The sequence below is a fragment of the Mesorhizobium sp. M2A.F.Ca.ET.037.01.1.1 genome, from assembly GCF_003998075.1.
GTDB lineage: Bacteria > Pseudomonadota > Alphaproteobacteria > Rhizobiales > Rhizobiaceae > Mesorhizobium.
The window spans coordinates 1-11,444 of the sequence record NZ_RZSA01000089.1; the positions used below are offsets into that span (position 1 = coordinate 1).

The 11,444-nt window shown below is 64.1% G+C and carries 9 protein-coding genes; 8 read left to right on the plus strand and 1 reads right to left on the minus strand.

Annotated features, from left to right (window positions below; genetic code table 11):
• The 7 genes from EOA27_RS07100 to phoB form a co-directional block, all read left to right on the plus strand.
• The coding region (locus EOA27_RS07100; RefSeq protein WP_127255821.1) for a PAS-domain containing protein at positions 1-3,629 on the plus strand (3,629 nt) is incomplete at its 5' end.
• A 490-nt stretch (positions 3,630-4,119) separates the two neighbouring features.
• Positions 4,120-5,178: a phosphate ABC transporter substrate-binding protein PstS gene (pstS, locus tag EOA27_RS07105; protein ID WP_042641603.1), complete on the plus strand. Its 1,059-nt coding sequence runs from the start codon at positions 4,120-4,122 to the stop codon at positions 5,176-5,178.
• 63 nt (positions 5,179-5,241) lie between these two features.
• Positions 5,242-6,228: a phosphate ABC transporter permease subunit PstC gene (gene pstC / locus EOA27_RS07110; protein ID WP_042641604.1), complete on the plus strand. Its 987-nt coding sequence runs from the start codon at positions 5,242-5,244 to the stop codon at positions 6,226-6,228.
• A 3-nt stretch (positions 6,229-6,231) separates the two neighbouring features.
• Entirely contained in the window at positions 6,232-7,083 is an 852-nt protein-coding gene (gene pstA / locus EOA27_RS07115) for a phosphate ABC transporter permease PstA (protein WP_126080871.1), read from the plus strand.
• A complete protein-coding gene (gene pstB / locus EOA27_RS07120; protein WP_112129583.1) occupies positions 7,080-7,883 on the plus strand; it encodes a phosphate ABC transporter ATP-binding protein PstB in 804 nt (267 codons plus the stop codon). Before pstA ends, pstB begins: the two co-directional genes overlap by 4 nt.
• A gap of 20 nt (positions 7,884-7,903) precedes the next feature.
• On the plus strand, positions 7,904-8,611 hold the full coding sequence (phoU, locus tag EOA27_RS07125; RefSeq protein WP_042641610.1) for a phosphate signaling complex protein PhoU: 708 nt from the start codon (positions 7,904-7,906) through the stop codon (positions 8,609-8,611).
• Between the two features lie 17 nt (positions 8,612-8,628).
• Positions 8,629-9,318: a phosphate regulon transcriptional regulator PhoB gene (phoB, locus tag EOA27_RS07130; protein WP_010911896.1), complete on the plus strand. Its 690-nt coding sequence runs from the start codon at positions 8,629-8,631 to the stop codon at positions 9,316-9,318.
• 162 nt (positions 9,319-9,480) lie between these two features.
• On the opposite strand, the gene EOA27_RS07135 is transcribed toward phoB, so the two are convergent.
• Positions 9,481-10,716, minus strand: coding sequence for an ROK family protein (locus EOA27_RS07135; RefSeq protein WP_126080872.1), 1,236 nt, complete (start codon positions 10,714-10,716; stop codon positions 9,481-9,483).
• A 270-nt stretch (positions 10,717-10,986) separates the two neighbouring features.
• On the opposite strand from EOA27_RS07135, the gene EOA27_RS07140 reads away from it, so the two are divergent.
• The coding region (locus EOA27_RS07140; RefSeq protein WP_145970283.1) for a substrate-binding domain-containing protein at positions 10,987-11,444 on the plus strand (458 nt) is incomplete at its 3' end.

Below are 11,444 nucleotides of genomic sequence, written 5' to 3' on the forward strand. Positions count from 1 at the left end.
CGATGGACGCCATGCGCATGGGCGTCGTGCTTCTGGACGCCCGGCTCGACACGCTGATCATCAACAAAGCCTACCGGGAGTTTTCCAGGATCCCCGACGGGGTGGTGACCATCGGCGCGCCATTCAGCCGCCTCATGGATCTCAATCGCCGCAACGGCATCTATGGCGAGATCGACGAACAGGAGTGGCAGCGCTACCTTGCCAGCCGAATCGCGGAAATTCGTGCCGGTTCCGTCGCGCCGCGCGAGTTCGTCCATGCCGACGGCCGCACGATGATATTCTCGGTGACGGCGTTGTCCGGCGGCAAGCGCCTGTTGACCTACTATGATGTCACCGAGGTCAAGCGCCGAGACGCCGAGATCGAAAGAGCCAATGCCAGGACGGCCGAGACGTTCAGCAATCTCAGCCTTATGGTCGATTCGATGCCGATCGGCGTCATCGTTGTCGATGCCGAATTGCAGGTCGAGGTGATCAACCGGGCCTTCTACGACTTCTGGGAGGTCGATCCGCGGCGCGCTCCAGCCGGCATCTCTTTTCGCGACCTAATGGAAGCCACTCGTGCCGCCGATCCGTTCGGCGGCGAGGAGCGGAACTGGCAAAGCCATGTGGCCGAGCGGGAATCCGAAATCCGCGCCGGCGCCGCAGGCTCCAGGCATTTGCCGCGCAGCGACGGCCGTACGCTGATCGCCTCGCTGGCGCCGCTTCCGGGCGGCAAGCGGCTGATCTCCTATGTCGACATCACCGACGTGAAGCAGCGCGAGACCGAGGCCGAGGACGCGCGCAGGAACCTCGCCACCGTCCTGGAGTCGCTGCCGGCGGGCGTCATCATCTACGACCGCGACGACCGCTTCGTCTTCGCCAACCGCAAGCTGCAGGACACGCTGCCGGCGCTGAAGCCGGCCTGGCAGCCGGGCCGCACATTCCGCGAGGCGTTGTCTCTCGGCCATTCGGTCGGCTATTTCCGCTCGAGCGGCGACACTGAAATCGACGGTCTGTACGGCATCGACACCGAGCGCTGGCTCGACGCCATGCTCATGCGGTACCGTTTGCCAAATTCCGCCTACGAGCGCCTCAACGCCGACGGGCGCTGGTACCAGGTCTATGACATGCGCACCGATGACGGGACGTTCATCGGCGTGCGTGTCGATATCACCGACATCAAGGTCCGCGAAAAGGCGCTGCGCGACTCCATGCGCCAGATCGACCTCTACCGGCACGTGATGGATGAGCTGCCGGTGGCGGCCTTCATCAAGGCCGACGATCTCAGCATGGAATTCGTCAACAAGGCCTGGTGCGCGCTGACTGGATTCGCCAAGGACGAGGTGCTCGGCAAGACGGATCGCGAGCTTTTCGCGTCGGAAGAGGCGGACGGCTTCAGCAATGACGATACCGAAGTCGTGGCAACCGGCGCGGGGCGCGAGGTCGAGGAGGCTGTCACCCATCGCGACGGCACCGTGCGGCAGCTTATGACGCGCAAGAGCCGGCTGGTGGCCATTGACGGGTCGGTGCATCTGGTCGGCTCCAGCACCGACATCACCGACGTCAAGGCGCGCGAGCAGGCGCTTCGGCAGAGCATGAGCGAGAACGAGGTGTTCCGCAGCCTGATCGACAATGTGCCGGTGTCGATCTACGCCAAGCGTTCGGACCTCAGGCAATTCTATGTCAACAAGGGCTGGTGCGATCTCACCGGCTTCAGCAAGGAAGAGGCGATCGGCAAGACCGACGTCGAGATATTCGGCGCCGACGGCGAAGCCTTCGTCGCCGGCGACCTTGCCGTGCTGCGCACCGGCGAAACTCAGGAGATCGAAGAGACGGTGGTGCTGCCGGACGGCAGCGTCAGGCACCAGTTCGCGCGCAAGGGCGCGATGATCGCCTCCGACGGCTCGCTCTATCTCATCGGCTCCACCACCGACATCACCGAGCTCAAGCAGCGCGAGGCCGAGCTCAGCGAAGCACAGCGGCGCGCCGTGCTCGCCGACCGGGCCAAGTCGGAATTCCTCGCCAATATGAGCCACGAGATCCGCACCCCGATGAACGGGGTCCTTGGAATGGCAGAGCTTTTGGCAAAGTCGGACCTCGATCCGAAGCAGAAGACGTTCACCGACATCATCGTCAAATCCGGCAACGCGCTGCTCACCATCATCAACGACATCCTCGATTTCTCCAAGATCGACGCCGGCCAGCTGGTGCTCGACCCGGCGCCGTTCAATCTGGCCGAGGCGATCGAGGATGTGGCGACGCTGGTCTCGACGCGCGCCAAGGAGAAGGACCTCGAGCTCATCGTGCGCATCCAGCCGGGGCTCGAAGGCCAGTTCGTCGGCGATGTCGGCCGTGTCAGGCAGATCGTCACCAACCTGCTCGGCAACGCGGTGAAGTTCACTGATGAGGGCCATGTGCTGGTCGACGTGACAGGCGAGCGGGTTCCCGCGGGAACGAAGCTCACCATTTCCGTGACGGATACCGGCATCGGCATTCCCGAGGACAAGCTGAAGGTGGTGTTCGAGAAGTTCAGCCAGGTCGATACCTCCTCGACCAGGCGGCACGAAGGCACCGGGCTTGGCCTCGCCATCACCTCGCGGCTGGTCGAGATGATGGGCGGCGAGATCGGCGTCGACAGCGCCGAGCGCAAGGGCTCGACCTTCTGGTTCACGGTCACGCTGCCCCGGGCCGAGCAGGGCGGGCAGCGCATCACACCGGTCGACGTCACCGGCGCGCGCGTGCTCGTCGTCGACGACAACGCCGTCAACCGCTCGATCCTGAGCGAGCAGATGGCGTCGTGGACGTTCGATGCCTGCGCGGCCGAAAGCGGCGCCGAAGGGCTTAAGGTGCTGATTGCCGCCGCCGCCTATGGCGTGCCGGTCGATTGCGTCGTGCTCGACTATCAGATGCCGGGCATGACCGGCGCCGAGATGGCGCGCATCGTGCGCAACACGGCGGGCCTGGCGCATACGCCCATCATCATGCTGACCTCGGTCGACCAGTCGCTTGCCAACACGACCTATCGCGACCTCGGCATCGATGCGCAGCTGATCAAGCCGGCGCGCTCCTCCGTCCTTCTGGAAACGCTGGTCGCGACCATCCAGCGTCATCGCCACAGCAGCGCCGCGGCACGACCCGCCGTTGGCGGCAGCCTATCGCAAGCCGCGCCGGCGCAGACGGCGACGTCGGACCGCGCCATGCTGCAGCCGCCGCCCGTGCGTGCGCGCCAACGCCCGGCCGAAGCCGAGCGCGGGCTCGACATCCTCGTTGCCGAGGACAATGAGGTGAACCAGATGGTGTTCACCCAGATCCTTGGCGAGACCGGCTACCGCTTCGAGATCGTCGGCAACGGCCGCAAGGCGCTCGATGCTTTCGGCAAGCTCAATCCGCGCATGATCCTGATGGACGTGTCGATGCCGGAAATGAACGGGCTGGAAGCAACAGGCGCCATTCGCAAGCTCGAGCAGGACATGGGCACGCATGTGCCGATCGTGGGCGTCACGGCGCATGCGCTGAAGGGCGACCGCGAACGCTGCCTCGAGGCCGGCATGGACGATTACCTGCCGAAGCCGATCAGCCCGCGGGCGCTGCTCGAAAAGCTCGAGCGCTGGCTGGGTTCGGATATCGAGACCCGGCGCAGCGCGGGTTAAAGCGAATTTAGCCGGCAGGCGGGCGCAAGGCGTTGACGTATGCGTATGGTGCGATCGCACCATATCAAAGCAAACGCCAAGCTCTGACAATCGTAGCATTGATTCCGCTCTTCGGTTACGGGCGGGAGCAGCGACCGCCAACAAGAAACAGCGTCGACTCTACCCCAACGGACCTGTTTTCGGCGATGGCCACGCCATGATCCGCTCTGGCATGCAGGCAACGCGCTCTCGTCCGGATTTTATTTCCCGGCGGCCGCGATCCGGCCGCCGGGATAATTTTTGATTCAAAAGTCAGACAAGTCGCTGATTCCCGCGGCAAACTCCGGCCGACCCGCAGAGACCGCCGGAAGCCCTTCCGAGCATCCCCGTTCAGGCGTTACCGGGCTGACACGAAACTGTCATGCGACTGTAATAATCGAAGTCTATTGCGCTCACCGGGCGCCGATAGAACGGGTGCCGAAAGACCATCTTCCGAACAGGAGTAGGCCACATGAGACATTTCATCCGCTCTGCGGCCGTTGCGATTGCAATGGCTGCGGCATCAACCCTTAGCATCTCCGCCGCGATGGCAGCCGATATCTCCGGCGCCGGCGCCACCTTCCCCTATCCGATCTATGCGAAGTGGGCCGACGCCTACAAGAAGGAGACCGGCATCGGTCTCAACTACCAGTCGATCGGCTCCGGCGGCGGCATCAAGCAGATCAAGGCCAAGACGGTGACCTTCGGCGCTTCCGACGCGCCGCTGAAGGGCGAGGATCTCAACTCCACCGGGCTCGCGCAGTTCCCGATGGTGATGGGCGGCATCGTTCCGGTCGTCAACCTCGAAGGCGTCAAGCCGGGCGAGCTGGTGCTCGACGGCCCGACGCTGGCCGACATCTTCTCCGGCAAGATCACCAACTGGAACGACGAAGCGATCAAGAAGCTCAACCCGGACGTCAAGCTGCCCGACCAGGCGATCGCGGTCGTGCACCGTTCGGACGGCTCGGGCACCACCTTCAACTTCAGCTACTATCTGGCCGACGTCAGCGCCGACTGGAAGTCGAAGGTCGGCGTCAACACCGCGCTCGAATGGCCGGTGGGCATCGGCGCCAAGGGCAATGAGGGCGTCGCCAACAACGTCTCGCAGACCGGCGGCGCGATCGGCTATGTCGAATATGCCTATGCCAAGCAGAACAAGCTGACCTACACCGACCTGATCAACAAGGACGGCAAGAAGGTCGAGCCGACCGCCGCCGCCTTCTCGGCCGCCGCGGCCAATGCCGACTGGAACTCGCAGCCGGGCTACGGCGTCATCCTGGCCAACCAGGCCGGCGCCGAAACCTGGCCGATGACGTCGGCCACCTGGATCCTCGTCTACAAGAAGCCCGACGATGCCGCCGCCACCGGCGAGGCGCTCAAGTTCTTCGCCTGGTCCTACGCCAAGGGCGACGAGCTGGCCGCCAGCCTGGACTATGTTCCGATGCCCGACGCGGTCGTGAAGAGCGTCGAGGAAATGTGGGGCAAGGATATCGTCGACGCGAACGGCAAGCCGCTCTATTCCGGCATGTAATCTGACGAACAAGGGAGGGCGCTTCCGGCGCCCTCCTGTCTCTTTCGAAATGCGAGGGGCTAAATGAGTGCCGTTTCCGAAGCCGCGACATCGTCCGCCATGCGGACCAGGGAAGCGACAGTGCGCCGCTTTGCCTTCACCGACATGGTCTTCCGGGCGGCTACGCGCGCTTCCGCCATCCTCGTGCTGGTTCTGCTCGGCGGGGTCGCCATCTCGCTGATCGCCGGATCGTGGGAAGCGCTGTCGAAATTCGGCATATCCTTCCTTTCGACCGAATCCTGGAACCCGGTCACCGAGAATTTCGGCGCGCTGGCGCCCATCTACGGCACTATCGTCACCTCGGCCATCGCCATCATCATCGCCGTGCCGATCGGCATCGGCATCGCCGTCTTCCTGACCGAGCTTTGCCCCCGCCCTCTCAGGCGCCCTATCGGCATCGCCGTCGAGCTTCTGGCCGGCATTCCCTCGATCATCTACGGCATCTGGGGCCTGTTCGTCTTCGCGCCCTTTCTGCAGACGACGATCCAGCCCTTCATCATCTGGCTCTTCAAGGGCATCCCCGGCCTCAACAGCCTGTTTGCCGGCCCGCCCTACGGCATCGGCCTGCTGACCTCCTCCCTGATCCTGGCCATCATGGTGCTGCCCTTCATCACCTCGATCACCAAGGACGTGTTCGACACGGTGCCGGCGGTGTTGAAGGAATCGGCATACGGTATCGGCTGCACGACCTGGGAGGTGACGCGGCGCGTGACCATTCCCTACACCCGCGTCGGCATCATGGGCGGCGTCATGCTCGGCCTCGGCCGCGCGCTCGGCGAGACGATGGCCGTCACCTTCGTCATCGGCAACGCGCATCGCATCAGCGCCTCGCTGTTCGCGCCGGGCACGACGATCTCGGCGACGATCGCCAACGAGTTCACCGAGGCCGATGGCGCGATCTACACCTCCTCGCTGGTGGCTCTCGGCCTGATCCTGTTCATAATAACCTTCATCATCCTGGCGCTCGCACGCTACATGCTGCTGCGCATCGATAGCCGCACGGGAGCCTGACCGATGGCGACTGCCGCATCAATTCACCAGAGCCGCAAGCGCAAGAATGCCGTGATGATGGCGCTGTGCGTCATCGCCGCCGGCATCGGCCTTGCCTGGCTGGCGCTGATCCTCGGCGCCCTGCTCTACAAGGGGCTCTCCGGGGTGTCGCTGGCCGTGTTCACCCAGATGACGCCGCCGCCGGGCGATGCCGGCGGCCTGCTCAACGCCATCTACGGCAGCATCGTGATGACCATCATCGGCATCTTCGTCGGCACGCCGATCGGCGTGCTGGCCGGCACCTACATGGCCGAGTATGGCCGCTTCTCGAAGCTCACCACGGTGGTGCGCTTCATCAACGACATCCTGTTGTCGGCCCCTTCGATCATCGTCGGCCTGTTCGTCTATGAGCTGATGGTGCGGCCGATGGGGCACTTCTCGGCCATCGCCGGCGCCGTCGCGCTGTCCATCCTGGTGATCCCCGTCGTGGTGCGCACCACCGAGGACATGCTGAACCTCGTGCCCAACGCGCTGCGCGAGGCAGGCACCGCCATCGGCGCGCCGCGCTGGGTGGTGATCCGCTCCGTCGCCTACCGCGCGGCGCTGTCCGGCATCGTGACCGGCATATTGCTGGCGATCGCCCGCATCTCCGGCGAGACGGCGCCGCTGCTCTTCACCGCGCTCAACAACCAGTTCTGGTCGAGCAATCTCAATGCCCCGATGGCCAGCCTGCCGGTGACCATCTTCCAGTTCGCTCTCAGCCCTTACGAGGAATGGCAGCAGCTGGCCTGGACGGGCGCACTCATGATCACCTTGACGGTTCTCGGGCTGAGCATCATCGCCCGCAGCCTAACCGGACGCAGAGAGGACAGATGAAACCGATGTTGTCCACCGACCTGAACGTAGCCGACACGACCGTCGAGAAGGCCAAGATCGAGGTCAAGAACCTCAACTTCTACTATGGCCAGTCGAAGGCGCTGAAGGACATCAACCTGTCGCTGCCCGAGCGCAGCGTGACCGCCTTCATCGGCCCGTCGGGCTGCGGGAAGTCGACGCTGCTGCGCGTCTTGAACCGCATCTACGAGCTTTATCCGAAGCAGAGCGCCGAGGGCCAGGTGCTGCTCGACGGCAAGAACATCCTCGATCGCTCGCAGGACCTCAACCTGCTCAGGACCAAGATCGGCATGGTGTTCCAGAAGCCGACGCCGTTCCCGATGTCGATCTACGAGAACATCGCCTTCGGCGTCAGGCTCTATGAGAAGATCAGCAAGGCCGAGATGGACAGCCGCGTCGAGTCGGCGCTGAAGCGCGCCGCACTCTGGAACGAGGTTAAGGACAAGCTCAACGCCAGCGGCCAGAGCCTCTCGGGCGGCCAGCAGCAGCGCCTTTGCATCGCCCGCACCGTCGCGGTGAAGCCGGAGGTCATCCTGCTCGACGAACCGGCCTCGGCGCTCGATCCGCTCTCGACCGCCAAGATCGAGGAGCTGATCGACGAATTGCAGGCCGACTACACGATCGTCATCGTCACCCACAACATGCAGCAGGCGGCGCGCGTGTCGCGGCAGACGGCGTTCATGTATCTGGGCGAGCTGGTGGAATTCGACCGGACCGAGAAGATATTCACCTCGCCCCGCGAGAAGCGCACCCAGGACTACATCACCGGCCGCTTCGGCTGAGCTCATACGAGGACAACATCATGGCCGAACATACCGTCGCCTCGTTCGACGAGGATCTGAGGCAGATCAGCCGGCTCATCAACGACATGGGCGATCTCGCCGGCTCCATGGTCGGCGGCTCGACCAGGGCCCTGCTCGAAAGCGACAATGCGCTGGCGCAGCGCGTCGTCTCCGACGATGCCATCATGGACGCGCGTCAGCGCGAGCTTGACGACCGCGCCATCACGCTGATCGCCAAGCGCCAGCCGATGGCGGACGATCTTCGCCACGTGGTCGGCTCGATACGCATGGCGGGCGACCTCGAACGCATCGGCGATCTCGCCAAGAACATCGCCAAGCGCGTCGGGTCAGTCGGCGTCAGCACCGCCCCGCGCGACCTCACGCATTCGATCGATTCCATGGCGCAACTGGTGCTGATCCAGGTCCAGGGCGTGATTCAGGAATATACGGTGGGTGATGCCACGGCGCTGGCCAAGCTTCGCAACGACGACGAACGCATCGACGTCAAATACACCTCCGTCTTCCGCGAGCTGTTGACCTACATGATGGAAGATCCGCGCAACATCACCGCTTGCACTCATCTTCTGTTCTGCGCCAAGAACCTCGAGCGCATCGGTGACCATGTGACCAACATCGCCGAGAACGCCTATTATGTGCTGACCGGCACGCAATTGCCCGCCAACCGTCCCAAGCAGGACGAGACGGCAATGTCGGCGCCGGCCGCCTGACGGAAAAGGTTACCCCGATGATCGCGCCACGCATCATGGTGGTGGAGGACGAGGAGCCGCTGGGGGTGCTGCTTCGCTACAATCTCGAATCCGAGGGTTACCAGGTGGAAGTGGTGACCCGCGGCGACGAGGCCGAAATCCGCCTTCAGGAAAATGTTCCCGACCTGCTCGTGCTCGACTGGATGGTGCCGGCGGTCTCCGGCATCGAGCTCTGCCGGCGTCTCAGGATGCGGCCCGAGACCGAGCGGCTGCCGATCATCATGCTGACCGCGCGCGGTGAAGAAAGCGATCGGGTTCGAGGTTTGTCCACCGGCGCCGACGACTATCTGGTCAAGCCGTTCTCGACGCCGGAGTTCATGGCGCGCGTCAAGGCGCTGCTGCGCCGCGCCAAGCCGGAGGTGCTGTCCAGCGTGCTCAAGGTCGGCGACATCGTGCTCGACCGCGAATCGCACCGCGTCTACCGCAAGAAGAGCGAGATCAGGCTGGGCCCGACCGAGTTCCGCCTGCTCGAGTTCATGATGCGGCATCCCGGCCGCGTGTTCTCGCGCAGCCAGCTACTCGACAATGTCTGGGGCGAGACGATCTATATCGACGAGCGCACGGTGGACGTGCATGTCGGCCGCCTGCGCAAGGCCGTCAACAACGGCCGCATGCCGGACGTCATCCGCACCATCCGCGGGGCGGGTTATGCAATCCGGGAAGACTAGGGATATGCTGATATTCAGGTGAGGCCGGCCTGCGAATGGCGGCTTCCTGCGCTTCCGGTACTCACGTACCAAAAAGTACGCTCCGTTCCGGTTCTCGGAACCCACCATTCTCGACTCGGCCTGACCTGAATCTCAGCATATCCCGGCGCTTGAGCTTGCGGCTTATGCGACGTGCTTGCCCGCTCTTGCCTGGACACCCGGCGCGAAGATCTCCTGATCGACGAAGGTCAGCGCGCGGGTGGCGCAGCCTTCGCGGATCAGCGGCAGCTCGTTCGGCTCGGTGTCGAAGGAGATCGAGCTCGAGTGCTGGCCGCCGGCGGTCTGGGCGATCGCCTCCCTCAGCGCCGGCTCGATCAGGTCGAAGGCGGCCGCGCTGACGCCGACCATGGCGACCGGCGCCGGGTCGATGAGGGCGAACAGGCTGCCAAGACCGAAGCCCAGCGCCTCGCCGGCCCGACGATAAGCTTCCCGTTCGGGGCCGTCCTCCTGCCGGGCCTTTGCGGCCAGCGCGCGCATGTCGGCGTCGCCGATGTCGGTCGGCGCGGCGTCCTCGCTTATCCCCATGGCGCTGCGCCAGATGGCGTAGTTGCCGGCATAGGCCTCGACGCAGCCGCGGCGGCCGCAGCGGCAAAGCGCGCCGCCCGGACGATGGATCATGTGGCCGAACTCGCCGCCGGAGGAATGCGTGCCGGTGAACAATTCGCCCTTCAGCACCAGGCCCATGCCGATGCCGTGCGAGAGCAGGATGGCTATGAAATTGTCGCGATAGCGCTCGGGATCGCGCCATCGCAGCGCCACCGCCATCATGTTGCAGTCGTTCTCCATGGTGGCGGGGATGCCGAATTCCCTCTCCAGGATGTCGGCGAACGGAATGTCGGTCAGCGGCGTGATCGGCGACCATAGCATGGCGCGCGCGTGGGAATCGGTGATGCCTTGAATGCCCATGGCGATGCGGGCGACGCTGCCCACGTCGAGATCGGGATCCTGCAGCCGGCGCCGGACGATCGCCAGGCACTCGCCGATCAGCTCGTCGCGCGGCATGACGAGCGTGTCCAGGCGCCGCTGTTCCTCGGCGATCACCTGGCCGGCATAGTCGATGACGGCGACCGACAGGAAGTTCAGCGACAGCACCACCGTCAGCACCGCGGCGGCTTCGGGATTCAGCGCCAGGCCGATCTGCGGCCGGCCGCGTTTCAACGCCGTCGGCTCGCTGGCCTTGCTCTCGGTGAGGATGCCCTCCTGGATCAGATCGGCGGAGATCGCCGAAATGGTCGAGTGGCTGAGGCCGGTGGTGGCGGCAATTTCCGTCCGCGATGGCTGGCCGGCGCGGCGCACGGCCGAAATCACCATGGCGCGGTTGCGCCGGCGCAAATCGTCGTGACGGATTCCGACCGACATCGTCTCGCACGTCCTCCCCGGTCATCGCGGCCTTGTGATGATGCCATGGCCTGTCGCTGACACGCTAAGGATAGTGGCAGAAGCCAAAGCCGATGTCATTATTTATTGCGGACTCCGAAAAAAATGCCTGGACCCATCAAATGCCATCAGAATGTCGGTTGACAGCTTCATTTCGCTGGACCACTATTTTTTTGAGGCTCGAAAAAAAGCCTCTTATGCCGGCCTTCGGGCCAGTCTGGGTCGCGCCGCACAAGGCGCAGGGAGGATATCATGAAAAAATTCGCAGCCGCCATTCTGGCGGGCGTAGCCATGTCGCTGACGCTGGCTTCGGTCGCCGAGGCGAAGGACAAGGTGATCGGCGTCTCGTGGTCGAATTTCCAGGAAGAGCGCTGGAAGACCGACGAAGCGGCGATGAAGGCCGCAATCGAGGCCGCCGGCGACAAGTATATTTCGGCCGACGCGCAGTCCAATCCGGGCAAGCAGCTGACCGACGTCGAAAGCCTGATCTCGCAGGGCGCCAATTCGCTGATCATCCTGGCGCAGGATGCCTCGGCAATCGGCCCGGCGGTGCAGAAGGCGCTCGATGAGGGCATCCCGGTCGTCGGCTACGACCGCCTGATCGAGAACAAGGACGTTTTCTACCTGACCTTCGACAACAAGGAAGTCGGCCGTATGCAGGCCCGTGAGGTGTTTAAGGCCAAGCCGGAAGGCAACTACGTCTTCATCAA

Coding starts and splice junctions, on each gene's coding strand:
- pstC (WP_042641604.1), top strand. CDS start 5,242: ATGAGTGCCGTTTCCGAAGCCGCGACATCGTCCGCCATGCGGACCAGG.
- EOA27_RS07135 (WP_126080872.1), bottom strand. CDS start 10,716: ATGTCGGTCGGAATCCGTCACGACGATTTGCGCCGGCGCAACCGCGCC.
- pstA (WP_126080871.1), top strand. CDS start 6,232: ATGGCGACTGCCGCATCAATTCACCAGAGCCGCAAGCGCAAGAATGCC.
- pstS (WP_042641603.1), top strand. CDS start 4,120: ATGAGACATTTCATCCGCTCTGCGGCCGTTGCGATTGCAATGGCTGCG.
- pstB (WP_112129583.1), top strand. CDS start 7,080: ATGAAACCGATGTTGTCCACCGACCTGAACGTAGCCGACACGACCGTC.
- phoB (WP_010911896.1), top strand. CDS start 8,629: ATGATCGCGCCACGCATCATGGTGGTGGAGGACGAGGAGCCGCTGGGG.
- phoU (WP_042641610.1), top strand. CDS start 7,904: ATGGCCGAACATACCGTCGCCTCGTTCGACGAGGATCTGAGGCAGATC.